Here is a 26778-nt window from a genome sequence, read left to right as displayed (position 1 = left end):
CATGAAGGCCGCAAGACCTGATCTTGATCAAGCCTTGGCAGGTGACATTACCCTTCGTCGGTAGCCCGGAAAACACTGAGCGTAGCGGCTAATTTTGAATTAATGCTCGCATGAAAAAACGTTGAGGCGTCACCATGTCAGGCCCTGTAGATATGGGGGCAAGGCCCCATGTGAAGTGCCTTGCGTGTTCGTTGAGCCGCCTTTGCTTGCCCGCTAGCCTCAGCGCTGACGAAGTGGACCAGCTGGAACGTATCGTGCGCCGTAACCGTCCGTTGAAGAAGGGCTCCTATCTGTTCAAGGCCGATGAGCCCATGGAGCATGTATTTGCCCTGCGCTCGGGGGCCATCAAGAGCTTCCTGCTTGATGCCGAGGGCAACGAGCGGGTCACTGGCTTCATCCTGCCGGGTGAGATGCTGGGGCTGGACGCTATCGGTGCGAGTCATTATCGAAGCTACGCGCTGGCGCTTGAAGTTTCTCTGGTCTGCTCTATCCGGCTGGATCAGCTGGTTGATCTGTCGGGGCAGATCCCTGGCTTACGCTACCAGCTACTGCATATGCTGAGCCTGGGCATCCAGGGCAAGGATGAACACCTGCGGTGCTGCCATGGGCGGGCTGATCAACGGTTGTCGATATTCCTGTTGGGCATGTCGGCGCGCTACCATGACCGTGGATTGAGGGCTGATGTTTTCAATCTGCCCATGTCCCGTTGCGATATCGCAAACTACCTGGACCTCACTCAGGAAACCGTCAGCCGGTTGTTCACCCGGTTCATCGAGGCAGGGTTCCTGCAATGCGTAGGGCGTGAGGTACGAATTGTCGACCAACAAGGGCTGCTCAACCTCAGCCGGCTGGAGGAACCCATTTAAGCGCCGCGAGCACCCTGTCATAGCGTTGCACAAGCCCACCCAATGGCGACTGGGTACTCCAGGTAGGGTAGGGCACATGGTCTGTTCGCAGCCAGATGCGCTGTGGCTGCACGCCTTTTAGCCAGCACAAGCGCGCGGCCTGGCGCGCTACTTGCGGTGGTGCGCAGCAGTAGACAGTATCCGGCCTGAAATCTTCCAACTGCTTTGTCAGTTGCGTCCATCCGCTTTGGCTGTCGCGCACTACCGTCTTTTGTGCCGTCAGGTACAGCAGGCAATCTGCGGGCAAATGCTCCAGGGGCAAGCCTTCGTGTAGCAGCCGCACCTGAATCCAAGGTAGCCAGCAGCGGATTTCATCGAGCAGGCAAAGAAGCGCCAACACTCCCTCGCCGCGAGTGATGGCCAGCAGCCGTGTGCTTTGCAGGGGCACTGGCCAGGCGTTGCCCAATGGCCCGGAATAGCGAAGCAACTGACTCGCTTTCTCCAGTGCCTGGGCTCCATGAGTGGTTACCATGAACCGGCCAGCTATCCCAGGCAGGCTTACATAGCTGCAGGGCCAACGTTGCTCGCGACTGGCCAGAAAGCAGTATTGGCCCGGCATCGCCTCGCCGCGCTGCGGGCTGCACAGTGCCAAGCGCAGGTACTCCTGGGTGCCTGTACCCGATAACGTTTCCAGCAAACGGACACATCCACCGTCGTCCCGCCCCATGTGCGCCTCGATTGTGTCTGGTTCGACCCTGCTGTATTCAGGTTAGGCGCCTGCCTTCACTGGACCTTGATCAGGATCAAAGGGGCAGCGATGGTAGCCGCTAGCAGATTGATAAACGCAGGGTTGCCTCCGGCCCCAAGACTGATCGAGCATGGTGAAGACGTGCCTGACGTTGCGCAATGGCACTGCACGCGCCCGCCAAACGACTGAACCACCGCTATTTGGCTTTCCAGTACTTCTGCATTTCCAGGAACAGGAACGAAGCTGTCCAGGTGATCAGCACCAGGCCGGTCAATGCCTGCAAGCCAGTGAGGTATTTGAGGTGCCCGGTAGGGGCGATGTCGCCGAAGCCGATGGTGGTGTAGGTGGTGAAGGAAAAGTACACGCAATCCAGGAAGCTGCCATCGAAATTGCCACTGAGCGTGCCCCAGCCATCAGCGTGAGCCATCAGGTAATAGGCCAAGGCAAAACACCAGACCTCCAGGGCATGGGCCAGCAGCGCGCCGAACACACCCGCGACTATTCGGAATCGGCTCCACAATTTCAGCTGCGGTAGCCAGTCATTCAGACGCAGCAAGCATTCGTAGTGAATGATTACCACCAGTATGACCACCAGCATGTTGATGAATGTGACGGTGAGCATGGTCGCTATCCTGATCAGGAGCGGAGCGTCATTTGGCTGTGTCGAGTAGCGGGTAGGTGACAGGTTCCTTGACCAGCGGCAGCAGCGCCGGGAATTCTTCGGGGGTGATGGTCTCCTTGGCCAGTAACAGGCGTGCTCCGGCGTCGAGATCTGCCCGGCGCTGTTCGAGCAACACCCGGGCACGGCTGTAGGCCTCTTCCAGCAAGCCACGAATGCCCAGGTCGATCTCCCGTGCGGTCTGTTCAGAATAGTCCTTGCGCTCCTGGCGCAACACCGACTCGCCCAGATAACCGGCCTGCTGCCGCTCCAGCACCGCCTGGCCCAGCTCCGCGCTCATGCCGAAGCGCGTGATCAGCTGCCGGGCTATGTCAGTGGCGCGCCCCAGGTCGTCGGCGGCACCGGTCGAGACCTGGCCGAATGCCAGGTTTTCGGCAGCGCGCCCGGCCATCATCACGACGATACGGTCACGGAGCATCTGTGCGCTGATCAGGAAACGGTCATCGGTGGGCCGTTGCAGGGTATAACCCAGCGAGCCAGCGGCGCGGGGGATGATCGAGACTTTGTGCACTGGGTCCATCGCTGGCAGGCTGCTCGCCGCCAAGGCGTGCCCCATTTCATGGTACGCGACCACTTGACGTTCATCGTCGCGCAGCACGTTGCCCTTGCGTTCCACACCCGCGACCAGGCGCTCGACGGCAGCAGTGAAGTCCTGCAGTTCGACCCACTGGCTGGCACGCCGCGTGGCGATGATGGCCGCTTCGTTCACCAGGTTAGCCAGGTCTGCACCGGTCAGGCCTGGCGTGATTTCGGCAATGCGCTCGCAGTCCAGGTCGTTCTTGTAGACGATCTTGTGCAAGTGCACCTTGAGAATCGCCAGGCGACCTTTGCGGTCGGGCCTGTCGATGAGAATCTGCCGATCGAACCGTCCTGCGCGCAGCAGCGCCGGATCCAACACTTCGGGGCGGTTGGTTGCCGCCAGCAGCACGACGCCTTCGCGCGCGTCAAAGCCATCCAGTTCGGCCAGCAGTTGATTGAGCGTTTGCTCCTTCTCATCATTGCCGCCAAGGCTGCCAAGCCCACGCATCTTGCCCAAGGCGTCCAGCTCATCGATGAAGATGATGCAAGGCGCCGCCTGGCGTGCCTGGTCGAAAAGATCGCGAACCCGCGCAGCGCCCACGCCCACGAACATCTCGACGAACTCCGACCCGGAAATGGAAAAGAACGGGACCGCCGCTTCGCCAGCAATGGCCTTGGCGACCAAGGTCTTGCCGGTACCGGGAGGACCGACCAGCAACGTACCCTTGGGCACGTGAGCGCCAAGGCGGGCATACCACGCCTTGTTCTTCAGGAACGCGACGATCTCGGTCAGCTCATCCTTGACGTCGTCTATGCCGGCAACATCGGCAAAGGTCACCTTGATATCGCGCTCGACATAGACGCGGGCGCGTGACTTGCCTACACCCATCAGCCCGCCCAGGCCCTGTTTTTCACCAAGCCCATGGAACAGGAAGTACCACAAAACCAGCATCATCAGCAGTGGCATGAGCCAGCCCACCGTGGTGGCCAGCGCGCTGTCCTCGGCGACGCCGGTAAACACCGCCCCCGATCGCCCTAGCTGCTCGCTGAGCACCGGGTCGATACGCACCGTGGAAAACAGCGAATGTCCATCGATGGGTTCCTGCAGCCTGCCCAGGATGCGGTCGTGCTCGATGCGCAGGTCGTTGACTTTCTGCTGTTCCAGCAGCTGTAAAAACTGACTGTAAGGAATGGCCTGCACCGCTGGCCGGTTGAACAGGCCGAGTTGAACTGCGGCCAGCACCGACAGCCCGATGGCCAGGAAATAGAATTTCCATGGCTGACCCTTGTTCATGGTCATCCCTCCTCTGGGCTGAGTACCAGGTTGCGCAGTTCCAGGTCGCTCATGATGAGCTCCAGCATCAGATCCAGTAGTGGGTTGGAATGCCTTGAGCCCTTTTTCTACGCTCCAGCGTTGTTGGGCGATTGACAAAGGTCAAGGTGACGCGCTGACAGATACCTCATGAGATTGATAAATGTCAGGCTGCCGCGGGCGGTGCTGTCGATACTCAGGATGTCTTGGGCACGCGAAAGGGCATCTACATGCAACGCTATCTGCTTGGCGGATTGACGAGCCTGCTGCTGGCATCCTCCCTGGGATGTACGCGTTGGCCTGCCGAGGAATACGATGCACGTCTGGAGTCGGCTGAAAACAACGCGGCGACCGCCAGGCTGCGAGCCGACCAGGTCTGCTACCGGATCGATCTGGTCGAGCAGACCGCCAACGAGGCGCTGCGCAGGGCGACCCAGGCCGAGGACCAGATCCAGCAGTTGCTCCGCCAGGCCAAGCACAAGTAGCCGCCATGTCACGTCGATGGCTAGACCCGGTCCTGTTGCTGGTGTGTGTTCTGGCCTTGCTGGCCGGTGGGCTGGCCTATGCGGCGCAACAGCCCGCCTGGGCCTCTGTGATCTGGGCCGGTGGCAGCGCGATCATGGCAGTGGTGCTGGCGGTGGAGATGACTCAGCGCCTGGCCAGACGCGAGGCGGGCATCGATCTGATCGCGCTGATGTCTATCGGCGCAGCCTTGGCTCTGGAGCAGATGCTGGTGGGGGCGGTGGCCGCACTCATGCTTGCCACCGGCCGTGCGTTGGAGGCGCTCAGTTTGCGTCATGCCGAGCGCGAGTTGCGCGCACTGATCGACAGGGCTCCCCAACGGGCCTGGGTTCAGGAGCACGACAGGCTGCGAGAGGTGCCCGTGAGCGAAGTCCGGCCTGGCCAGGTCGTGCTGGTGCGACTTGGTGAAGTGGTACCGGTGGACGGACGCCTGCAGACGGAACAGGCGACCCTCGACGAGGCTGCGTTGACTGGCGAATCGTTACCCGTCACCCGCCATGCTGGCGAGTCCGTGCCCAGCGGTGTGATCAACGCGGGCGCGCCGTTGCTGTTGCTGGCCACGCACACCGCCGCGCAGAGCACCTATGCCGGCATCGTGCGTCTGGCCGAAACAGCACGCCAGTCACGAGCCCCCTTCGTGCGCTTGGCCGACCGTTACGCGCTGGCGCTTATTCCGCTGACGCTGTTCATCGCCGCGCTGGCTTGGTGGGCCAGTGGCGATGTGCAACGGGTGCTGGCTGTGCTGGTGGTTGCCACGCCTTGCCCACTGATACTGGCAGTACCGATAGCCATGCTGTCAGGTATTTCCAGAGCCGCGCGGCGCAACATCCTCGTGCGCGATGGCGAGGTGCTGGAAGCGCTGGCCGGGATCCGTCATGTGTTCCTCGACAAGACCGGCACCCTGACCAGCGGCCATGCCCAGTTGCAATCGATCGAGATCAAAGGGGAGGGGACGCCCTTGCAGATCTTGCAACTGGCCGCGTCGTTGGCCCAGGCTTCCACTCATCCGATTGCCCAGGCCATCGTTCACGCTGCCCGTCTGCGCAACCTGGCGCTGACACCTGCGCAACAGGTACAGGAAAGCCCTGGCCTGGGGCTTGCCGGCAATGTGCAGGGCAAAGCCGTCCGCTTGGGGGCCCTGGCTTACGTGCGCAACGGCACAGATGATGGCAGCTGGGCTCAGGCGCGCTTACAGCAACTGGACTACCTGGCCAACAGTGGCAGTTTCGTGGCGGTCGACGGTGCGTTGAAAGCCGTGCTGCGGCTTGCCGACGACCTGCGCCGGGAAACACCCCAGACCCTGCGTCTGCTACGTGCCCGCGGCATTGACAAGATTGTCATGCTGACCGGAGATCGCCCGGAAACGGCCGAGATGATTGCTCTGACAGCGGGCATCGACGAACTTCGTTCAGGGCTTTCTGCGCAGGACAAAGTTCGCCTGGTCCAGCAAGGCTGCCGCAGTGGACCGACGCTGATGGTCGGTGATGGCATCAACGATGCCCCGGCGTTGGCTGCAGCCGATGTCGGAGTTGCCATGGGTGCCACTGGGGTTACTGCCTCGGCGCAGGCGGCCGGTGTGGTCCTGCTGGTCGACAGGCTCGATCGTTTGGTCGAGGTACTGGATATCGCCCGGCATGCCGTGCATATCGCCCGGCAGGGGGTATGGGTGGGCATGAGCCTGTCATTGCTGGCTATGCTGGTCGCCGCAGCCGGTTACCTGCCAGCGCTGATGGGGGCGGTGCTGCAGGAAGGTATCGACCTGTTGATCATCATCAACGCCTTGCGCGCGCTTGGCCCCTTGGCGGGCCGGCGGCACACCGGGCTCCCCGTGGAAGACCTGAATCGGATGCAGGATGAGCATCGGCAGCTCGACGGGCTGCTGACGCAACTTGGCCAGATGGCTTGTGACTTCGCCAGGCGCCCTGCTGGGCAGGCTCGGGCCGACCTGCGCGAACTGGTCGGTGCGCTGCACGACCTGCTGGAGCGCCACGAGCGCGATGACGAACGCCGCTTGTATCCGGCGTTGAGCCGTTTCATTCCCGGTGAAGATCCACTGTCGGCAATGAGCCATACCCATCGGGAAATCTTTCGGCTCATCCATCTGCTGTCGTGCATGAGCCGGGATTTCAGCCAGGCGGCCGACAGCCCGAGCGCCGACGATATCCAGCACCAGCTCATCCGTCTGGATACTCTGGCCAAGCTGCACTTTGACCAGGAAGAAGCCTTGTATCGATATCTGGATCGCCGCTGAGCAGCGCTTCTGCTGCCCTGATGGGTTGACAAAAATCAAGCATCAGGGGGCGGGGGGCGAGATGCTGGCAGCATTCGCGATTAGTCCTGACCTGCATGGGAGGCGACGCCATGGCCCACAGCAAAATCCTGTTCCGCTCGGCCGCGCGGGAAAAAATTCTAAGTGGTGCCACTCAGCTTGCCGATGCCGTACGCGTCACCCTGGGGCCAAAATCCAAATCGGTGCTGATGCAGAGCAGTTGGGGGAGGCCGACCGTCTGCAACGATGGAGTGACCATTGCCAAGCGGGTCGATCTGCAGGACCCGGAAGAGAACCTCGGCGCCCAGATGCTGCGCCAGGCGGCCGAGCGTACCGGGGAGGCGGTGGGCGATGGCACCAGCACTGCGACTATCCTGGCCCACGCGATACTGGCCGATGGCGTACGTAATGTGGTGGCAGGGGCCAGTGCCATTGACCTCAAGCGTGGCCTGGACAAGGGGCTGGCATTGGTCATGAAATCGCTGCTGGCACAATCACGCCAGGTCAGCACGCTCAAGGAAAAGGCCCAGGTGGCGACCCTGTCGGCGCACAACGACCCATTGATCGGTCAGCTGGTCGCTGATGCCCTGGAGAAGGTCGGGGTCGAGGGCGTGGTCAGCGTCGAGGAGTCCAAAACCACCGAGACCGTGGTCGACATCATGGATGGCATGCGCTTTGACCGAGGTTATGTGTCTCCCTACTTCGTGACTGATACCGAAAAGATGCAGGTAGAACTGACCGATGCTTGTGTCTTGCTTTGCGACCACAAGATAGGCGCACTCAATGACCTGCTGCCCTTGCTGGAGCAAGTGGCGAAAAGCGGCCAGCCGCTGGTGGTGATCGCCGAGGACATTGACGGCGAGGCGCTGACCACGTTGGTGGTCAACCAGATTCGCGGGGTGCTGCGAGCCGTGGCGGTGAAGGCTCCCGGCTATGGCGATCGGCGCAAGGAAATGCTGCAGGACATCGCCGTGCTCACGGGGGCGACCCTGGTTTCAGCGGAGCTTGGCGTCAATCTCGATACGCTGCAGCTGTCCCAGCTGGGCCAGGTGCACCGTGCGGTGGTGTTGAAAGACAGCACGGCGCTGATCGGTGGCAAGGGAACCCAGCAAGCCGTGGCGGCACGGATCGCGCAAATCCGGGCTCAGATCGAGGCCTGCACCAGCGATTATGACCGGGAAAAACTTCATGAGCGCCTGGCAAGGCTTGCCGGCGGCGTGGCAGTGATACGTGTGGGCGCACCCAGCGAAGCGGAGATGAAGGCGCGCAAGGATGCGTTGGATGACGCCTTGGCCGCCACCCGTGCGGCTATTGCCGAAGGCATAGTGCCAGGCGGTGGCCTGGCCTTGCTCAAGGCCGTGCCCGTGCTGCTCGCCGAAGAAGCAGATAGTGAAGGCGATACGCGCACTGGCCTGCAGATACTGCGGCGGGCGCTGGAGGCTCCAGCGCGAATGATCGCCGAAAATTCCGCGGTCGACGCGGGCGTGGTGGTGGCACGCATGCTCGCCGAAACGGGCAGCATCGGTTTTGATGCCGCGGCCAACGCCTACGTGGACCTGTATGAAGCCGGGATTATCGACCCCACCAAAGTGGTGCGCATCGCACTCGAGAACGCCGTGTCGGTCGCCAGTATCCTGCTGCTGACCGAGGCAACCATGACCGACATCCCCGAAAAGACACCGCCTTTGATGCAACCCCCGTTGCCTGAGTGATCAGGCGAACTGATCGTTGGAGGCACCCATGAGCCACTATCAACGCCTGCTGCTGATCCTGCACCCGGCATTGCGTCAGTCCAGCGCTTTGGAGCAAACTGCCGCCCTGGCCAGGTCAAGTTCGGCCAGCCTGCATATCGTCGGCCTGCTGGAGTCGCTGGACAAACTCAGGTTCCTGGAGACAGGTGATCGTCTAGCGGAGCGGCAGGCCTACCTGCAATCCCAGCAGCAACAGCTTGAAAGCCAGGCGCAAGGGCTACGCGCTTCGGGCGTGCATGTAACGAGCGAAGTTGCCTGGAGTAGCGATCTGCAGGCAGATATTCTGGAGCATGCGCTGGAAATGCAACCGGATCTGTTACTCAAGCAGGTCGATCACGAGCCGGTGCTCAAGCGAGCTTTCTTTACCCCATTGGACTGGAAGCTGCTGCGCCATTGTCCGATCCCGATCTATCTATTGGGGGCTGCCAGGCCCGCCTTGCCACGGCAGATAGTGGCGGCAGTGGACGTAGCGGATTCGTCACCTGAGGGCGAGGCACGCAATGACAGCATTGTCCAGCAGGCCAACGCCTTGGCCTTGCAGACTGGCGCGCAACTGGATCTGCTGCATGCCTGTGACCTGACGATGGCCTACATGGGCGATATGGGCTACTCCACGTGGGCAGCTGGCGATGTTGGCGAACAGTTGCGGCAGACCCTCGAGGCTGACTTCAGGGCGCTGGCCGACCGTTATGGCGCCCCGGCCGAACGCCGCCACTTCGTCCTGGGCCGCCCGGTCACCGTGCTCAGCGAATACGTGGAGACTCACCCTGTGGACGTCATTGTCATGGGCAGGCCTTTTGCCAAGGGGCTGGACCGGCTGTTTGGTAGCACCACCGAGCACGTTTTGTACCAGCTATCCTGCAACATTCTGGCCGTGTAGGGCCCTGGACCGGGGTCATGCAGTTAATCCCGGCCTCTGGCAAGGAGCTTGTAATGACAAGGGCATGCAACCCTGTATCAGTGCCGGGAGGTGGCTGATGAACCCGTATCGCCGGATTCTGCTGATCATGACCGAGGTCCAGGCCAATGCCGCACTGCGCCGAGCCATGGCATTGGCTGCGGCGTCAGGAGCATCCTTGCACGTCCTGGGCATCCATGAACCCGCCGAACTGCGTCTGCGTCGGGACTTGCAGGAGGCCCCGTCGCCCTCGGTCTTCTTCGTGCACTTCAGTACAGGGCTCCAGGCAGTGCTCGATGAACAACCCGCCATGGGCGCGCGACCAAGTTTCGAGGCCGTGGAAACCTCCAGCCCGCGTGACCTGTTACCCGCTTACATAGCCCGCTATGCACCTGACTTGGTGATCAAAGGTTGCCCCGGCTGCTCCTTGCTTGATCAGATTGCACGGACCTCGCTTGACCAGGTGCTGTTGCACGCGAGCGCGGTGCCGCTGTTGTTCGTACCTGCGGACGCCCCGGCCATGCCTGCCAACATCCTCGTAGCGGTGGATGTTGGTACCTTATCGCCGGAGAATGATGCCCTCAACCATGCGCTGGTTGTGGCAGGCCAACAACTGGCGGCTCAATGCAACGGCCAGCTGCACCTGCTCTCGGCTTATGACCTGCCTATCGCCATGCTGGCCAATCCCGACCTTGCGGGCCCCTGGGCTGACGAAGTGCGCGATTCGCTGCAGTTGCCGTTCGATGAGCTGGCCGATGCCTATGGCATCCCCCACATGCATCGCTATTTCAGCGAAGGCGCGCCATTGCGCACCATCAAGTCCTATGTTGTCGGGCTGAAGATCGATGTGGTGGTGGTCGGCGTCGTGCAGGCCAAGCGTTGGGCCAAGCTGATCGGTGATACTACCGAGCGGCTGGTCAGCCATGCACCGTGCAGCATTCTGACGATCAGGCCTGTGCTTGCCAGCTGATTCAGGCTGTATCGGCTGTCCGCCCATTCCGCACCACTTCTACACAGAATTGTGCCTCGTAGGGCGGAACATGGCATTCGACGATATCCTGCGGCGCAACCTGCAGGTGAATGCCCACGATATCTGCATGAACCGGCTGGCGGCAGACGTGTCGGTCAACGAGCACTGCGCTGACGACACGCCGCGCACCCAGCTCGGCCAGATAAGCACAGGTTCGCAGCAAGGAGTACCCTTCGTAGAGCACGTCATCGACAACCAGCAAGGTGGTACCGGCAAGGTCCAGCTTGCCGAGCTGAGGGTTCCCGGTGAGCTGTGTATGGGCGTGCAGGATGCTGAGGTCGTCTGCATAGCGCTTGACCTTGATCGGGTAGAGCGGCAATGGTGCCGCACCGGTCAGTGCTTGCAGGTGCACTTGCAGGCGACGCGCCAGTGGCTCGCCGCGCCGCTGAATGCCCACCAAGGCCACATGGGACGCAGGCAGGTATGCCAAGGCCTGGCGGGCCATAGAGCGCAGCACCCCGTCCAGGTCCTCCTCGTCATACAGGCGAAGCCTTGAGGGAGCGAGGCTGTTCATGATTTTTCCTATAGCCGGACAATGGTCACTGGAAGCTTACCCAGGCAGCGCTGGGTGGACTTGATAAATGTTAATTCGTGGTCGGTAGAGCAAGGGCAACGTATTACCGTCCGTTGAATGTCAGTTCTGATCCAGGTCAGACACACCAGTCGAAGGCTGGATATCGTTAAGGCGAGACTCTCTTTAAAGTGGTTTGTATGCATTCGGGATAATCTTGGATTTATTCTGTTTTTGTTGAAACTTTATCCTTCTCTTGTTCCTGTTGCAGGGAGAAACACGATGGCGATTGATTCGCTGGCCTTCACGCCATGGTCCGCTCTGGCCGGTGGTGCGTTGATCGGGCTGGGGGCTGGTTTGTTCGCGGTGATGAACGGCCGTATTGCGGGAATCAGTGGATTGCTTGGTTCGATGTTGCAGCGAGGCGGGGAAGGGCGCAGAGAAAAGCTGGCCTTTCTCTTGGGATTGCTGGCAGCACCGCTGTTGTGGGGGGTATTTGCCACGGTGCCGTCCCCCCGGTTCACCGCGGCATCGGGGACCCTCATCATGGCAGGGCTGTTGGTAGGCCTCGGCACGCGCTACGGCAGTGGTTGCACCAGCGGCCACGGCGTCTGCGGCCTTTCTCGCCTGTCACCACGTTCGGCCGTGGCAACGCTGTGCTTCATGGCAACCGGTTTTGCCACGGTGTATGTAGTCCGACACCTTGTACAAGGGGGCTGACATGCCTGTCATCAGTGGGTTTATCGCCGGGGTGCTGTTCGGCGTTGGGTTATTGCTGGCGGGGATGGCCGACCCTTCCAAGGTGCTCGGTTTCCTCGACATTGCCGGAGAGTGGGACCCTTCGCTGGGGCTGGTGATGATCGGGGCCATCGCCACGGTTTGGTTGCCGATGCGCTGGGCGCGCCGACATTCAACGGCATTGCTGGGTGGGGTGATGCAGTTGCCCGAGCGACGCGATGTGGATAGCCGTCTTATTGGTGGCAGCCTGGTATTCGGCGTTGGCTGGGGGCTTGCGGGTATCTGCCCGGGGCCGGCACTGGTTCTGCTGCCTTCCGGTTACTGGCAGGCCTGGCTGTTCGTCGCTGCAATGCTGGGAGGCATGACATTGTTCCAGTGGATTCAGACACGCCGTGGCACCTGACTCCGGGGTTGTCTGAATAAACCGGTGTATGTACGTACCCAGGGGGATTGCTGCATCATGCCTGGCCATTTACCGCTCCAGGAGACAGCGATGATCAAGGCCGGCGACACACTGCCCGACGTAATGCTTTACGAGTACAGCAACGGCGAGGGCGCCTGTGCGATCGGCCCGAACGCGTTTTCCCTGCATGAGCGCTGCAAACAGAAGAAAGTGGTGATTTTCGGCTTGCCAGGTGCCTTCACGCCTACTTGTTCGGAGCGGCATGTCCCGGGTTACGTGGCTGCGGCACAGGCCCTGTGCGCCGCCGGGGTTGCCGAAATTCTCTGTGTTTCAGTCAATGATGCATTCGTCATGAATGCCTGGGGCGCGAGCCTGCAGGTGGGCGAGAAGGTCAGAATGATTGCCGATGGCAACGGTGAGTTCAGCGAGGCGCTGGGCCTGTTGCAGGACCTCTCTGCGCGCGGCATGGGCCGGCGTTCGCAACGCTATGCCATGTTGGTCGACGACCTGGTGGTCAAGCACATTGCGGTCGAAGCACCCGGCAAGTTCGAGTGCAGCGATGCCGCAAGCATGTTGGCTTTGCTGCGTTAGTTCGTGAGCACTGAAGGCATGCGCGGTTCCTGTGGGAGATTTCGCAAGCGATCCTCGTACCCTGTGGGAGCGGCTTTAGCCGTGAAGAATCCAACGCGGTGCGTGGCACCGGCTGCGCCGGTGTTCGCGGCTAAAGCCGCTCCCACACGGTCCCTGCTAATTCAATGAGTTATGTGCAGTTCTATGAGATCGGGCGAGCCCGCGAAATGGCCAACGCGTTGCATGGCACCGGCTACGCCGGTGTTCGCGGGCACGCCCGCTCCCACAAGGAACGTGCGAGGTAACGGCTACGCAGCAAAGTCGGTAGAGAGGGACAGGTCCCGCCACTGGGCCAGCTCTTGCTCCACTGCGCTGTTCTTGGCCTCGATGCGCGCGACGGCATCGCTGCCCAGCGCCAGGCGCAGTGGCGGGTTCGCTGCATTGGCCACGGCCAGCAGGGCTTCAGCCAGCTTCGCAGGGTTGCCCGGCTGGGCATGGTTGGCCGCCTCGGCGTAGTGGCGCATGACACCGACGGTGGCGGCGTAGTCAGCTAGCTCAAGGGCCGTCTTCACCAGCGACTGGTCGTCCAGGAAGTCGGTACGGAAGAAGCCCGGCTCGACCACGGTCACCTTGATCCCCAAGGGGGCCAGTTCCTGGTGCAGCGCTTCGCTGATGCCTTCGACAGCGAACTTGGTCGAACCATACACGCCCCAGCCCATGTAGGCCTGGTAGCCGCCGAGCGACGAGATGTTGATCACGTGGCCACTGCGTTGGCGACGCATGTGGGGCAGTACCGCGCGGGTTACGTTGAGCAGCCCGAAAACATTGGTGGCGAACAACCGTTCGGTTTCGCTGGCGCTGGTTTCTTCTACCGCACCGAGCACGCCAAACCCGGCATTGTTGACCAGCACGTCGATTTGCCCGAAATGCCTGATGCCAGCGGCGACCGCCGCATGGGCGTCCTCTTCGCGGGTCACATCCAGGCGCACGGCCAGCAGGTTCGGGTGCTGGCCAAGACGAGCCTGGATGTCCTCCGGGTTACGCGCCGTTGCAATGACGGCGTCACCCGCTGCCAGGGCCTGTTGGGTGATCAGGGTGCCGAAACCGCGGGAAGCGCCAGTAATGAGCCAGGTACGCATGTCAACTCCTCCTGTATCCGACCCTGCACCATGCGGGCCTTCTTGATGAGTTGAACGAACTTTAAAATCTGTGCATTGCTGTGATAATCCCATGAATATCACATGGGCCTTTGAGTGAATTTCAGCAATGAAACCAACCAGCACCGCAGACCTGTCTCTGTTCCTGTGCATTGCCCGCCACCTGAATTTCAGCCGCGCGGCGGTCGAGCTGGGCCTTACGCCTTCGGCCTTGAGCCATGCGCTGCGGGCCCTGGAAACCCGCCTGGATGTTCGCCTGTTCAACCGCACCACGCGTAGTGTGGCGCTTACCGAGGCCGGGGAGCGTCTTTACCAGAGGCTGCAACCGGCCTTTCGTGACATCGCCGACGCGCTGGAGGACCTCAACAACTTCCGCGACAAACCGTCGGGCAACCTGCGCATTACCGCCGGGCGCGCCGCAGTGGAACTCGCGCTGCTGCCCCTGGCCAATCGTTTTCTGGCGGCGTATCCGGATATACGCCTGGAAATCGTCAGTGACGATGCGTTGGTGGACATGGTGGGCACCGGCTTTGATGCCGGCGTGCGCCTGGGGGAGCGGCTCCAGGCGGATATGGTCTCGCTCCCCATCGGCCCTTACCTTCGTTCGGTCGTGGTAGCGGCGCCTGCGTTCTTCGATCGGCACCCTGTTCCACAGCACCCGCAAGACTTGAAGCAGCTGCCTTGTATCGGGCACCGCTTCCCTGGTGGCGCACTTTATCGATGGGAGTTCGAGCGCGGGGGCGTGCAGTTGGAGGTCGATGTCCAGGGGCCCTTGGTATTGAGCGATGTCAGCCTGATGCTGGCGCCTGCCTTGCAAGGGCTCGGCCTGGCCTATGTGTTCGAAGACATGGTCAAGGAACACCTGGAGCGTGGCCATTTGCGGCAGGTACTGGGGGACTGGTGTCACTACTACCCAGGGTTGTATCTGTACTACCCGAGCCGCCGCCAGGTGCCCGCGGCGTTGAAGGCCTTTATCGACTTCATACGGGAGCAGCGCTAGCCGGACGCCTGGCTGATCGCCCGGGCGTGCACCAGGCAGTCATGCGCCCTGGCGGTCGATATCACGGCGTAGTACGACCGAAGTGGTTATGTCATCCACTGATTCGTGGCGTGCCACATTGTCCCGTACCTGGTTGAGGTCGTCGATGGTTCGGGTCTCGACTTCGACCACCAGGTCGAGCTGGCCGCTCACCGAGGACACGCGGCGCACACGCGCGTCGGTTGCCAACTGGTCGAGCAGCCCCATGGCCGGGGTGCGATGCAGCGTTACCAGCAAGATCGCACGGATTACGTTCGCATCGATTTCGCCGATGTCCGCGCGATAACCGCGAATGATCCCATTGCGCTCCAGGTTGGATACCCGCTCGGTAGTGGCACTTCTGGAAAGACCGATCCGGCCAGCCAAGGCCTTCAAGGCGATGCGAGCGTCCTTCGAAAGTATTTCCAGAATCTCACGATCTTTTGCGTCCAGGTCACGCATTGCAACACCTAATCAACACACCGTTTTTATGCCGGCGAGAACCGGCATTATGCTTGTCGATCACGACGGTATGCAGGGTGTCCGTTTCGGCCGTGCGTGACAAGCTATTGAAAAAACTATTTGCTCGCACGGAACGTGATGACATGACAGACCTATCCCACCCGGCACCTCGGTTTTCGGCAGGCGATGCAGAGGGCCTTGCCCAGGAACTCTTCAACGTCACCGGCACAGCAACGCCTCTGGACGGGGAGCGTGATTGCAACTACCGCCTGAGCACCGGCGCTGATGCAGGCTGGATTCTCAAGATCGTCAATGCCAGCGAGCCCAGGGTTGAAAGCGAGTTTCAAACCGCACTGCTCGACCACCTGGCGGTTCAGGGCGCTCACCTGGGGGTGCCTCACCTGAAGGCAAGTGTTGCCGGCGACTTTCTGCCAACCGTGGCCAGTGCCACAGGTGAAAAGCACGCTGTGCGCCTGGTCAGCTGGTTACCCGGGACGCCACTGGCAGAGGCCAAGCGTTCCTTCGAGCTGATGAAGAACTTTGGCCGGGCACTGGGTGAACTCGACCGCGCCCTGCAGGGGTTCATGCACCACGGTGCGGTGCGGCAGCTGGATTGGGATTTGCGCCATGCCGCAGGAGCTCGGTCACGCCTGCATTTCATCCGGAGTGCGGAGCGTCGGGCGATTGTCGAACGGTTCATCACCCGTTTCGAACAAAGCGTACAGCCCAGGCTGGCATCGCTGCGCGCCCAGGTGATCCACAACGACGCCAACGACTGGAACATACTGGTCGACGCCGAAACCAACCGTCAGGTGACCGGCTTCATCGACTTCGGCGATGCAGTGCATACCGTGCTGATTGCCGAAGTGGCGATTGCCAGCGCCTACGCCATTCTGGACATGGACGACCCTGTCGGTGCTGCGGCTGCGTTGGTGGCCGGCTTCCATGAGACGTACCCCCTGCAACCGCAAGAAATCGATGTGCTGTTCAACCTGATCGCCATGCGCCTGGTCATCAGCGTCACGTTCTCTGCTTCCCGGCATGATCAGACAGAAGACAACCCCTACCTGGCGATCAGTGAGGCCCCCGCCTGGCGCCTGCTGGAGCAGCTGGATTCGATGAATCCACGCTTGGCCACCGGCATTCTGCGCAAGGCCTGTGGTTTCGATGCCATCGAGGGTGCGGGCGCTGTTCGCCGCTGGCTTGCGGATAACCACAAGTCCTTTGCCGACCTGGTACGGCCATCAGCCGCAATCCTTGACAAGGTGATTGCGCCATTTGGCGATGCTGGCCACGAAATGACCATTGCTTCAGCCGAACAGCGCCCTGCAGATGCGGCCCGCTGGTGGGACGAGTTCTCTACTGCGCACCAGGTGCCGCTGGCGGTCGGGCCGTGGGGCGAGCTGCGTACCATCTATACCGATAGCGCCTATGAGTCGCGCTTCATCAAGGGCCAGCGCCGCACACTGCATGTCGGTGTCGATCTGGTGATGGCCGCAGATACGCCGTTGTACGCTCCCGTCGCCGGCACCGTGAAAAGCGTTGAAGTAGAGCGCAACCCGCTTGGCTATGGCGGGTTGGTGATGATCGAGCACGCGCCACCCGGTTGCCCGGCATTCGTGACTCTATGGGGGCATATGGCCCATGAGGTGCTCAACCGCTTGAGCGCCGGCGACAGGATCGAAGCCGGCGAACTGGTTGGCTACATGGGCACGGATCATGAAAACGGCGGATGGATTGCGCACCTGCATTTGCAAATAGCGACCGACACCCAGCTGACGGCGGGCGAAGTCATCGGGGTGGGTGAGCCAGAATACCGCGAAGTCTGGGCCGACCTGTTCCCTGACGCTTCGATGCTGGCCGGTATCCCGCCCGAAACCTACCGCCAGGAAGGGATGACGAAGGCACAGCTCATCTCCAGGCGCAAAGAGCTGCTGCTGCCTAACCTGTCCATTTCGTACACCGACCCGATCAAGTTCGTGCGTGGCGATGGCGTGTGGCTGATCGACAACTTTGGCCGGGCCTACCTGGACTGCTTCAACAACGTCTGCCACCTGGGCCACAGCCATCCTGACGTGGTAGAAGCCCTGGCGCGCCAGGCTGCGCTGCTCAACACCAACACCCGTTACCTGCACGACAACATCGTCGAGTACGCCGAGCGCCTGACGGGAACCCTCCCTGAGGGCCTGTGCGTTGCGTCCTTTGCCTGTTCGGGTAGTGAAGCCAACAGCCTTATGCTGCGCATGGCACGCAACTACACCGGCCGTGACGAGGCGATCGTACTGGACTGGGCTTACCACGGCACCACCCAGGAGCTGATCGACCTGAGCCCGTACAAGTACAAGCGCAAGGCAGGCAAGGGCAGGGCGGCGCATGTTTACGAGGCGATGGTTCCGGACAGCTACTACGCCCCTGAGGACTGGCCAGTGGCAGAGCATGGCAAGCGCTTTGCCGAGTCCGTGGCCGAGCAACTGCAGGCCATGCGCAAAGCCGGCAAGGCGCCTGGGTTCTTCCTGGCGGAGTCCATCCCGAGCGTGGCAGGGCAGGTGTTCCTTCCCGAGCACTACCTCAAGGAGGTATACGCCATGGTGCGCGCCGAAGGTGGGCTGTGCCTGGCCGATGAGGTTCAGGTCGGGTTCGGCCGCGTAGGTAGCCACTGGTGGGCGTTCGAGACCCAGGGCGTGGTGCCGGATGCCGTATCCATGGGCAAGCCGATTGCCAACGGCCACCCGATGTCGGCGGTAGTGACCACGCGCGAGGTTGCCGATGCCTTCAATAACGGCATGGAATATTTCAATACCTTCGGCGGTAACCCCGTGTCGTGCGCGGTGGGGCTGGCTGTGCTCAACGCAATCGAACGTGACCAGTTGAAAGAGAATGCCCTGAACGTTGGCAACTACCTGCTCGACGGTTTTCGCAAGCTTCAGCAGCAGTTCGATGTGATTGGTGATGTGCGCGGACTGGGCCTGTTCCTTGGCATCGTGCTGGTCACTGACCGGCAGTCTAAGGCGCCGGCTACGGCGCTGGCCAGGAAGGTGGCAGATGGTGCCAGGGCGCGTGGCGTGTTGATCGGCACCGAAGGCCCGCATGACAACGTGTTGAAAATGCGGCCGTCAATGATCTTTAGCCGGGCCAATGCGGACTTCCTGCTGGACGTGCTGAAAGACAGCTTTATCGCGGCATTGAAATAACGGTTTCGGCCGGACAAGGCGTACCTCAATGCGCCACGGCATGAGAGTGAACGGTCAGGGCACCTGGCACCTTGGTCCGTTCAAGCCCGCCGTGGTCTATCCACCGAAGCGTCTGCTCATAGGCACGCTTGAGCAACGACTCGGTCTGGTCGAAGTTAAATACCGAGACATCGACCGGGCACAAGGGGGGAACGATGTGCAGGCTGGTGAGGGTGCGGAAGTGTTCGATGTCACTCACAAGCTGGCGCATGCTCATCAGGTTGACAGTGTGCAGGGCCAAGGCAACAAGGCCCCGGGGCGGTTGAGTCAAGGCGCAACTGAGCCCGGTGGGGATCACCACAACGTTGCTGGCGCCCAGCGCTACGGCAGTCGAAATGGGTGTGTTGCTTGCCACGCCGCCATCCACCAGAAACTGGCCGCCGATCTGCACGCAAGGGAACACTAGCGGGATCGCAGCGCTGGCCAGCAGCGCCTGCTCGAGTTCACCGTTGGACAAGACTGTCTCGGCACCACTGAGCAGGTCGGTAGTAACGATATGCAGCGGCAGTTTCGCATCCTCGATGCGATGAATCGGCAGCGCCTTGCCGAGCAAGCGGTGCAAGGCCGCCGGCTGTAGTAGAAAACCGCGCCGTTTGAGCAGGCCTCTGCAGGTGTCGAGCCAGGACAGGGGGAAAATGTCGGTTCTACTCAGGCCTCGCCAGAATTCGGCGAGTGTCTCGACACCCTGGGCGTTGGGCCTTGCCGCAAAGTAGGCACCGTTGATCGCGCCTACCGAAGCACCAACTACCCTGTCGAACTGGACATTGGCTTCGACCAGGGCCCGCAGCATACCTACCTGCACCGCACCCAGGCTACCGCCGCCAGCGAACACGATTGCGGTATGCGTAGGCATGATTGCAGTCTCTGCGCAGGCATGTGTCGATTGAGTGTAGCTGTTGGGGCGGCTCTGGAGCCAACGGCTGACAAGGCCCTGTTCGGGGCGATCGGTGATCGCCCCTTTTGCGGCTCAGGGGCGGTCCTTGAGGGTTTCGAAGGCTTTGACGCTTTTGATCAGGCTTTTGTTGCTGGCGGAACCGGCACTGTTGAACAGGAAAGAGAAGTCCGAGGCCAACGAAGGGCTGCCGGCAATCGTCGCGTACTGATGGCACTGGTTGCAGTCATCACCCTGCACGTAGGTCTCCATGGTGGTGTTGGCCACCGGCACATTGCCCTGGCTGATGAACGGCCCGTACGACAGCGGCACTTGCGCGTTGGCGCCCGGTTCCGGGCTGGGCGGATTGGGGGCGAGGGTCCAGAGTACGTTGATCAGCTTGTAATACTGGAACACCGACTGGCCTTGGCTGTGTTGCGCGAAGTTGGCTTGCACCGCGCTGTTGAGGGCCTGCAGGTCGCTGGGGACGGGGTGTTCGCGGGTGGTCTGTACCGGCTGGTCGCGTGGGAAGAGATCGGTGCACTCCTTGTCGGGATGGTGTTGCTTGCACTGGATACGGGCTTGGTTCGGTGTGCACTCGGGGCCACTGCCACAGTCAGGGTTGTTGAAGGCAAAACCGTTCGGTGGGGTTTGTTGCGGCGGGGCCTGGGCCGGTTCGGGCACGTTGTCGACCTGCTCGAAAGTGGTCCAGATGAAGTTGGGCGAAGCCTGGGTCTTGTTGATGATATGCAGGCCCACCAGCCCCACCACTTCCTGGGTGCACTTCAGGGTATCGGGGCGTTTGAGCCAGGCGACGGTGGTCAGATAGCGCCCGAACAGTTCGGGTTTGCCGGTCAGCACCCGCCAGGCGGCCTTGAGCTCGATAGCGCCCAGCTGCTCCTGCGGGACAGGGGACTGTGGCAGCGAGCGCATCGGTTCGCCGATTGGCAGCGACAGCCCCTCCGGTGTCTTGCCGTCCTGGTTTTGCGCGACCTTCAACTGGTTGGCGGCGTCGTAGAGCCCCTTGTCGACGATGTAGTCGAACTCGGCCTTGCCCACCTTGCGCTCAAAAAACACCAGGTTGCCAGACTGGTCCGTCAGCCAGCCGCCGGACGCTTCCATGACCGGGTCTGGAATGGACGCGAGTGTTCCGGTAGACAGGTGGAAACGGTGCAAGGCATTGATCGCGCCTTCGGAGGTGGCGTTCATGAACTTGCGTGCGCCCACCTTGATTGCCTTGAGGCTACCCTGGGTGCTGCAACCGGACGGCACCAGGGTTTGCACGCCCCAGCCGGTGGGCGTGGGCGCGCCGGGCAGGAAGATGTCATTGGCGTCCTTGTAGCTGGCCCATACCGGGGCCACGCTCATGGGTTGGCCCGGTGCAGAGGGGACACCGAACTGCGCCAGCGTGCTGTTCATGTCGGGTTCGCCCGCCAGGCTGGCGGTGGCCGGCCAACCGGGGTTCACCGGCCAGTTCAAGGCAATGAACAACTGCCAGCCAAAGCAGTTCATGAACGCCTGGCTGGTGGCATTGAAGTTGTTGACCGGCAGGAATCCCCCGCTGGCCGGGTTGAACACCAACTGCTGCTGCACACAGGCGTCGGCATCCGACAGCGTGGCCGCCGTGGCGGGTTGCGGGGTCGACAGGCACAGTAAAATGCCGCACAGCAGCGACAGAAGACTCAAGCGTGACCTGGACATCATTGCGCTCCTTGCAAGCTGTGAAGCCGCACCCGAAGGTGCGGCGGTAGAGAGGCTAGACTGGCGTGGTTCAGGCGCCAGGCACCAGCGCCAGGCCGGACTCCCAAGGGTGGTCTGCCGCGCTCACGTTCACGTCTTCATCCGGATTGAGCGCACGCACCGTCACCAGGCCGGGGGCTGCGGTGGGGCTGACCGTGATGGTCAGGATGTAGGCTTGCGTACCGCCCGCGTTGGTCTGGCCGGGAATGGCCGATGCGTCGGGCAGGTATTGGGTGACCTGCGCGGTAACCCCGGGGTTGGAGAATTGCACCCTGGCATTCTGTGCCGTGGTGGTCTTGTCGGCGCCTTGCACCACCAGCACGAACTGATTGCTGCTGCCCGGTGCAAGCCAGGCGGGCAGGTCGGTGGGGGAGTTCCCGTAGAACAGGTCCAGCGGCAGCAGTTGCACCGGCCAGGGTTGCAGGCCGGCCACCCGGTCCTGCACGCATGGGAAGGATTGAGGTGTGACGCTGAGCGGCTTGACGGTGACGCTCAGGCCCACCAACAGTTGTTGGGCGATGACCCACACATAGTTGACCTTCTGGTTGTTGATGGTGATGTCATTGATCGAGAAGCCGGCGCTTTCCGGCACCTCGAACACCGCCTGCAGGATCTGGTCGGAGCCGTTGGCGGCCGACTTGGCCGTACCGCGGGTGATGCGCCAGTACTGGCTCACGTCCTGGCCTTGCGGGCCCTTCCAGGCGCTGAAGTCGGTGGGTTGTTGCAAGTACAGGCCAATGGGGTTGGTCAGCGACAGTCGGTTGTTCACCGCCGTGGTATTGGCCATGAAGCCGATGTGCGGGTCGGAGTTGCGATAGTTCTGCCCGTACTGCGCGCAGCAGATCAGCGACTGGGCATTCTGGCTGCTGCTCACAGGGCGCAGGATGGTGGCGGCGGCGGCCAGGTACACCTCGGCACTGAGGGTATTGGGGCCGGAGGTCAGGTGCATCGCTCCGCCGTACTGGCCGGGCACACAGGCGGTTCCGGCGTTCCATTTGTTGACGGTGTCATAGGCCGGCTTGCCGGTGGTGGGGTCCATGACCGGGTCGCCGGCCTTGCCGGTCGGGCAGTCGGCGGTGTAGCGCAGGTACAGGTCTTCGAGTTGCACGTTCGGGTCGATGTAGTCGCGGTAAAGGCCCAGTACTGCGTTCGGGTCGATGCGCCACATGGCCAGGAAGTACGCGGGGTTTTCACAGGTGAAGGTGATCTTGCGCATGTTGCCGTTGGCATCGCGCACGATCGACCACTCGCAGTACTCGTCGAGCCAGCCCCGTGGGCCGGAAGGCGTGAAGTCCTTGTACGTGCCGTTCCAGGCGATGCTGGGGCAGCGCTTGGCCGGCAGTTGCAGCACAGTGCCCTTTTTGTTCGGGTCGTAAAGCGTGTAGAGGGTGTTGTCGAGGGTGATCTCGCCATGGTCGGCCAATTCCATCACCTGGTCCAGGGTCATGGCCTTGCCGCCCAACTGGGGAATGACCGCCGCACCGTTGTTGTAGAAGAACGTCCACAGGCGGTTGGGGAACGGCGCCCAGGTAATCGCGGGTGGGGTCACGTCGCCGAAGCCCTCTACGAGCGGGTTGTAGTAGCCCGAGCGGGGAGCGTCGTTCAGGCTCGACCAAGGGTTGCCGATGATGGACGACTGGGTCCAGCCGGTGAGGTCGTTGTTCCAATCGGTTTCAAACTGCGGCAACTGGTCTTCCAGCCCCAGCTTGTTGTAGTCCTTGGGGGCTTGTCCGGCGGGAGAGGTGAACTGCTTGAAGGGCGTGCTCATGTCGGTTCTCCTGGTGTGCGTGAGGTGGAAGCAGAGCAGCAGCCGGCGACCGGGGGCGGGCCGGCGAGGGTCTGGCGCGGGTCGTCCCACACCAGTTGGGCGATGAAACCGGGCAGGGTCGTGTATTCGTCAGGCGTCAGCACGCGGCCACTGTCGAGGTGGGTCACCACCAGCGACAACTGCACTGCATCGTCGCGGCCAAGGCCCAGCGCAGCAGCGTTGCGGGCTGCATTCAGTGCGCGCGACACGCCATGGGTGATGCATCGGCCCTTGTCGTCCACCAGCCCCATGCCGATACGGCTGAAGCGCCCCACGTAATGCGGGTTGTCGGCGCTCACGTGCTGTGCGGTGGCGTCGGGCTGGTCGAGAAAGACGTCGATCAGATAGGTGTCATGGGTGCAGCGCACATGGTCGAACACCACCCACGGCCCGGGCCCTGCGCCGTTGCCCGCGGCAGGCCCGGCTTTTGCGCTGTGCTTGCAGCAGGCGCCGGTGGCCGCCTTGGGCGCGCCAAACTGAGGGGCCACCGGCACGCCATAGTCGTAGCCGATGTGCCGGCTGTCCTGGGCCATGTCGCCGATAGTGGTGTAGCGCCAGGCGTCGGCGCTGGTGAAGGTGAGCTGCGTGGCATCGTGGCCGGAGAACGGCTGGAGCAGGCACTGCGTGGTGTATTGCGCCCCGGGGTTGGCCCTGATCCAGACCTCGAGCATGCGATCGATGTTGGCGTGGTAGGAGCAGAACACCGGGTCGAAGGCGGTGTAGGCGTTGTCGGCCATGTCGCCGCCGATCCAGCCGTGATAATTGTCGTGGGGTTGTTCGTACAGGCCGTCGAAGTTGAGGGCACGGTTGGGGTACAGGCTGTCTTTCTGGGGCGGGTCGAACACCGGGATGTTGGCCCACGGATAACCGGGCACACCCTGTGGTTGGCTGAAGCTGGTGAACTTCAGGGCATCCACCACCTGTTGCTGGAAAATCCGGCTCATGCCGTACAAGCGGGTGCGCTCCGAGCGCGAGTCGTCACCGTGGGTGTAGAACAACCGGTCGCGTTGCACATAGCGGCAGTCCACGCCCTTGACCGCGCCACTGGCGCATACCTTGGAACAACCGTCCTTGGCGGCTGCGTAGCGCAGGGGATTGGGCCGGGTTTCGCCGGTGTGCGGGTGCACGTAGGTTTCATCGAGAAACGCCTGGGGCAGGCCGGCCTGCGGGCTGCCGTCGACGCTGGCATCTTCGGCCATCCAGTCCCAGTAGGGAATGGCGCAGTCGATCAGTTGTTCCAGGTACAACAGGTAGGCCCGGTGCCAGAGGGCAAATGCCTCCTGGTAATGCAGGCACCAGTTGGTGTGGATGTAGGCGTAACGTTGCCAGGGCGAACCACTGTCGGGGTCGCCCACCTGCATCACGTCGTCCAGGCGGGCGCGGTACAGGTTCAGCTCCTCGAGGCTCAGGGCGCGGATGTCCTTTCTCACCCACCTGACCGGTTGGGGCAGGTCCGGTGGCGGGATGCGTTCGGCCAGATCGAAGGGAGAGCTGGCGTCCAGGCGCCAGCCCTGGTTGACCCACAACCTGAAGGTTTCCAGCGCGTCGATCGGCCAGAACTGCTGCTGGTCGAGGGTCAGCGGCATGTTGCGCGAGGCCAGGTGCTGGTAGATGGTTTCTGACCAGGCTTTGACCGAGTCCGGTTCGTCCAGGTAGACGAAATAGGCGTTCATGCACCCGATCCAGGAGGCCGCCACGGCCGCACGCTGGGTGGCGGGAATCCAGTAGGGAGCGGTAAAAAGGCCGTGGATGTCCGCGGCCCATGTTGGTTTCGCGATGATCATAAGGTCCCTCTCATGCGCCCCGCAGGCCATATCTGGCCGGGCTGCTAAGCTCAGTTGATGGTAAAGAGCTGGCGCGCAGGGAATCGTGCAAATTGGCCCGTCCTTGCAGCGGATTCATTGCAGTTTTTCAAGGAAGACACGTGAAAAATGACAGACGCCATGGACCTGAAGATTCTGGGAAAGCTGCAAAAGGATTGCAGCCAGAATCTGGAGTTGCTTAGCGACAGCGTCGGGCTGTCTTCCACCAGTTGCTACCGGCGTATCAGGCGCCTGGAGAGCGCAGGCATCATCAAGGCCAAGGTCGCGATACTGGACGAGCGCAAGCTGGGCATTCAGGTGACCGCCTTCTTCTTGGTCAAGCTGGACCGCGACAGCAACGACATCGACCGCAAGATGCAGCACATCCTGGCCAGCCACCCGGAGATTCAGGACTGCTACCTGATGACGGGCGAGTTCGATTTCGTGATGGTTGCCAAGTTTCGCGATGCAACCGAGTACACCGACTATATCTACCGGTTTCTCGAGACGTACCGGGACATTCCGATTCGCACTTACACCTCCACATTGGTGGTGCGTACGGTGAAGAAGTCCTATGAGTTGCCGCTGGAAGGGGGGCTACACCGGGCCGTCGATGCCTGATTGGAAGCCAGTGGTGTGCATGGCACCCCAAGGACCCGCGCAGGCCAACAGCGATATGGCTTACATTCACCGTTGCGAGCATGGCGCCTTTCGTGGAGCCTTTGTCTCGGCTTCCTCGCCGTCTTGCTCGAGCGCCATCAATGCGGGCAGGTCGAGTATCTCCACGAGCCTGCCACGCATGCTGACGATACCTAGTGCGCGCAAGCGGGCGACCGAACGACACACGGTTTCCTGGCGTAGGCCCAGATACGAAGCCATGTCTTCTCGAGACATGCGCAGCATGAAACCGTGGGCAGAATAGCCCCGGCTGACGAAGCGTCTGGACAACCCGACCAGGAAGCTGGCCAGCCGCTGTTCGGCGGTGAGGTTGCACAGCATCAGCACCCGTTCATGCTCGCGCACGATTTCCTTGCTCATCAGACGGTTCAGGCTTTGCTGCAGGACGGGAAAGTCGCGCGCCAGTGCCTGTAGCCGGCGATAGGGGACAGGGCAGACCTCGCTGTCTTCCAGGGCTATGGCGTCGCATACGTGATGGTCGGTGGCGATGGCGTCGAGCCCAAGCACATCGCCCGGCATCCAGAAATTGATCACCACACCTTGGCCTTCGGCGCTGTTCAGGCTGGTCTTGAAGCTGCCGCAGTGCACGGCATAGAGCGTTGTCAGAGGATCGTTGGCATTGAAAAGTGCGGCGCCTTTGCCAACACGCATGCGCGGGCCGATCAGCGCGCCCAGGCAACTGCTGTCGTGCACTGGCAGGCCGGTGGGCAGGCATAGGCTGCTGACACGGCACTCGGTGCACAGGGTCTTTAGCGGTTTCAGATGTATCGGGGTTGCCGGGCTCGGCGCTGCAGGTTGGTCGAGCAAGGTGATGTTTTGTAGGCCGGTCATTTTCAAGCCTCCTTCGCGCATCGGATATCTGCCTGGGTTGCCATCCGCGCACCAGGTTTGCCAACGGTGGCCATGCTTGGGCGTGATGAACAGTCGGCAAGCATGTCCAGTGTATGGGGCGCGTTGAGACGCGCATTCAACCGTTCGACGAACGCTTGCGCTTCGATGGAAGTATTGAAGCTCACCCGGCAATCATCCATTCGGACCCACCAGCGGTTCTGTTCGGGATTGTCTTCGACGTAGATGTTCATGGAAGCCTCCAAAAAGCATGCATGAGCAAACCAGCTGCAGATCCATGCGAAACGAAGGCATCCCTACCGGCAACAGGGGTGGTTCAGGGTGTAACGGCCATTTTCGTCACGCCATCCCGCTGGTTGGCGACCGACT

The 26778-nt window shown here is 61.8% G+C and carries 24 protein-coding genes; 12 read left to right on the top strand and 12 right to left on the bottom strand.

Annotation, left to right across the window (positions count from 1 at the left end):
* The first annotated feature begins 134 nt into the window (after positions 1–134).
* Positions 135–866 carry a cyclic nucleotide-binding domain-containing protein gene (locus A4C63_RS22995; RefSeq protein ID WP_063914744.1) on the top strand — a complete coding sequence of 244 codons (732 nt, stop codon included), beginning with the start codon at positions 135–137 and terminating at the stop codon, positions 864–866.
* On the opposite strand, the gene A4C63_RS22990 is transcribed toward A4C63_RS22995, so the two are convergent.
* The 3 genes from A4C63_RS22990 to ftsH form a co-directional block, all read right to left on the bottom strand.
* Positions 841–1572, bottom strand: coding sequence for a hypothetical protein (locus A4C63_RS22990; RefSeq protein ID WP_063914743.1), 732 nt, complete (start codon positions 1570–1572; stop codon positions 841–843). The two genes, A4C63_RS22995 and A4C63_RS22990, sit on opposite strands and share 26 nt — an antisense overlap.
* 217 nt (positions 1573–1789) lie before the next feature.
* Positions 1790–2215, bottom strand: a complete 426-nt coding sequence (locus tag A4C63_RS22985) for a potassium channel family protein (RefSeq protein WP_063914742.1) — start codon at positions 2213–2215, stop codon at positions 1790–1792.
* Positions 2216–2243: 28 nt separating this feature from the next.
* Complete coding sequence (ftsH, locus tag A4C63_RS22980) at positions 2244–4085, bottom strand: ATP-dependent zinc metalloprotease FtsH (RefSeq protein ID WP_063914741.1); 1842 nt, start codon at positions 4083–4085, stop codon at positions 2244–2246.
* A gap of 248 nt (positions 4086–4333) precedes the next feature.
* Here ftsH and A4C63_RS22975 point away from each other — a divergent pair, with 248 nt between their 5' ends.
* The 5 genes from A4C63_RS22975 to A4C63_RS22955 all read left to right on the top strand — a co-directional run bounded on the left by A4C63_RS22975 (position 4334) and on the right by A4C63_RS22955 (position 10513).
* The gene (locus tag A4C63_RS22975) at positions 4334–4588 is read left to right on the top strand and encodes a hypothetical protein (RefSeq protein ID WP_063914740.1); all 255 of its coding nucleotides are present in this window, start codon (positions 4334–4336) and stop codon (positions 4586–4588) included.
* Positions 4589–4593: 5 nt separating this feature from the next.
* Entirely contained in the window at positions 4594–6876 is a 2283-nt protein-coding gene (locus A4C63_RS22970; RefSeq protein ID WP_063914739.1) for a heavy metal translocating P-type ATPase, read from the top strand.
* 110 nt (positions 6877–6986) lie between these two features.
* Entirely contained in the window at positions 6987–8606 is a 1620-nt protein-coding gene (groL, locus tag A4C63_RS22965) for a chaperonin GroEL (RefSeq protein ID WP_063914738.1), read from the top strand.
* A 28-nt stretch (positions 8607–8634) separates the two neighbouring features.
* Positions 8635–9525 (top strand): universal stress protein, encoded by an 891-nt coding sequence (locus tag A4C63_RS22960; RefSeq protein WP_063914737.1) that lies wholly within the window; start codon positions 8635–8637, stop codon positions 9523–9525.
* Between the two features lie 97 nt (positions 9526–9622).
* Entirely contained in the window at positions 9623–10513 is an 891-nt protein-coding gene (locus A4C63_RS22955) for a universal stress protein (protein ID WP_063914736.1), read from the top strand.
* Between the two features lies 1 nt (position 10514).
* Here the strand turns inward: A4C63_RS22955 and A4C63_RS22950 are convergent, their stop codons facing one another.
* The gene (locus A4C63_RS22950) at positions 10515–11087 is read right to left on the bottom strand and encodes a phosphoribosyltransferase family protein (RefSeq protein WP_063914735.1); all 573 of its coding nucleotides are present in this window, start codon (positions 11085–11087) and stop codon (positions 10515–10517) included.
* Between the two features lie 279 nt (positions 11088–11366).
* On the opposite strand from A4C63_RS22950, the gene A4C63_RS22945 reads away from it, so the two are divergent.
* From A4C63_RS22945 to A4C63_RS22935, 3 genes are all read left to right on the top strand, one after another.
* The gene (locus A4C63_RS22945) at positions 11367–11804 is read left to right on the top strand and encodes a YeeE/YedE family protein (protein WP_063914734.1); all 438 of its coding nucleotides are present in this window, start codon (positions 11367–11369) and stop codon (positions 11802–11804) included.
* A gap of 1 nt (position 11805) precedes the next feature.
* Entirely contained in the window at positions 11806–12225 is a 420-nt protein-coding gene (locus tag A4C63_RS22940; protein WP_063914733.1) for a DUF6691 family protein, read from the top strand.
* Between the two features lie 90 nt (positions 12226–12315).
* On the top strand, positions 12316–12816 hold the full coding sequence (locus A4C63_RS22935; protein ID WP_063914732.1) for a peroxiredoxin: 501 nt from the start codon (positions 12316–12318) through the stop codon (positions 12814–12816).
* 287 nt (positions 12817–13103) lie between these two features.
* On the opposite strand, the gene A4C63_RS22930 is transcribed toward A4C63_RS22935, so the two are convergent.
* Positions 13104–13934 carry an oxidoreductase gene (locus A4C63_RS22930; RefSeq protein ID WP_063914731.1) on the bottom strand — a complete coding sequence of 277 codons (831 nt, stop codon included), beginning with the start codon at positions 13932–13934 and terminating at the stop codon, positions 13104–13106.
* A gap of 127 nt (positions 13935–14061) precedes the next feature.
* On the opposite strand from A4C63_RS22930, the gene A4C63_RS22925 reads away from it, so the two are divergent.
* Complete coding sequence (locus A4C63_RS22925; RefSeq protein WP_063914730.1) at positions 14062–14952, top strand: LysR family transcriptional regulator; 891 nt, start codon at positions 14062–14064, stop codon at positions 14950–14952.
* A gap of 39 nt (positions 14953–14991) precedes the next feature.
* Here the strand turns inward: A4C63_RS22925 and A4C63_RS22920 are convergent, their stop codons facing one another.
* Positions 14992–15432 (bottom strand): Lrp/AsnC family transcriptional regulator, encoded by a 441-nt coding sequence (locus A4C63_RS22920; RefSeq protein WP_063914729.1) that lies wholly within the window; start codon positions 15430–15432, stop codon positions 14992–14994.
* Positions 15433–15575: 143 nt separating this feature from the next.
* Between A4C63_RS22920 and A4C63_RS22915 the strand changes: the two genes are divergently transcribed.
* On the top strand, positions 15576–18623 hold the full coding sequence (locus A4C63_RS22915) for an aminotransferase class III-fold pyridoxal phosphate-dependent enzyme (RefSeq protein WP_063914728.1): 3048 nt from the start codon (positions 15576–15578) through the stop codon (positions 18621–18623).
* 25 nt (positions 18624–18648) lie between these two features.
* Here A4C63_RS22915 and A4C63_RS22910 read toward each other — a convergent pair whose 3' ends face one another.
* The 4 genes from A4C63_RS22910 to A4C63_RS22895 all read right to left on the bottom strand — a co-directional run bounded on the left by A4C63_RS22910 (position 18649) and on the right by A4C63_RS22895 (position 24864).
* Positions 18649–19515: a patatin-like phospholipase family protein gene (locus tag A4C63_RS22910; protein WP_063914727.1), complete on the bottom strand. Its 867-nt coding sequence runs from the start codon at positions 19513–19515 to the stop codon at positions 18649–18651.
* A 114-nt stretch (positions 19516–19629) separates the two neighbouring features.
* Positions 19630–21234 (bottom strand): hypothetical protein, encoded by a 1605-nt coding sequence (locus A4C63_RS22905; RefSeq protein ID WP_063914726.1) that lies wholly within the window; start codon positions 21232–21234, stop codon positions 19630–19632.
* 70 nt (positions 21235–21304) lie between these two features.
* Complete coding sequence (locus A4C63_RS22900) at positions 21305–23041, bottom strand: hypothetical protein (protein ID WP_063914725.1); 1737 nt, start codon at positions 23039–23041, stop codon at positions 21305–21307.
* The gene (locus A4C63_RS22895) at positions 23038–24864 is read right to left on the bottom strand and encodes a tyrosinase family protein (protein WP_172827550.1); all 1827 of its coding nucleotides are present in this window, start codon (positions 24862–24864) and stop codon (positions 23038–23040) included. The genes A4C63_RS22900 and A4C63_RS22895 overlap by 4 nt, the downstream gene beginning before the upstream one ends.
* A 159-nt stretch (positions 24865–25023) precedes the next feature.
* Between A4C63_RS22895 and A4C63_RS22890 the strand changes: the two genes are divergently transcribed.
* Positions 25024–25503, top strand: a complete 480-nt coding sequence (locus A4C63_RS22890; RefSeq protein WP_063914724.1) for an Lrp/AsnC family transcriptional regulator — start codon at positions 25024–25026, stop codon at positions 25501–25503.
* A 66-nt stretch (positions 25504–25569) separates the two neighbouring features.
* On the opposite strand, the gene A4C63_RS22885 is transcribed toward A4C63_RS22890, so the two are convergent.
* Both A4C63_RS22885 and A4C63_RS22880 read right to left on the bottom strand, forming a co-directional pair.
* Positions 25570–26391 (bottom strand): helix-turn-helix domain-containing protein, encoded by an 822-nt coding sequence (locus A4C63_RS22885; RefSeq protein WP_063914723.1) that lies wholly within the window; start codon positions 26389–26391, stop codon positions 25570–25572.
* A 2-nt stretch (positions 26392–26393) separates the two neighbouring features.
* Positions 26394–26642, bottom strand: coding sequence for a hypothetical protein (locus A4C63_RS22880; protein ID WP_063914722.1), 249 nt, complete (start codon positions 26640–26642; stop codon positions 26394–26396).
* Between the last annotated feature and the right edge of the window lie 136 nt (positions 26643–26778).

The organism is Pseudomonas sp. p21 (genome assembly GCF_001642705.1).
Classification (GTDB): Bacteria; Pseudomonadota; Gammaproteobacteria; order Pseudomonadales; family Pseudomonadaceae; genus Aquipseudomonas.
Note: the sequence above shows the minus strand (reverse complement) of the source record. Positions and strands in the feature narration are given on the sequence as shown.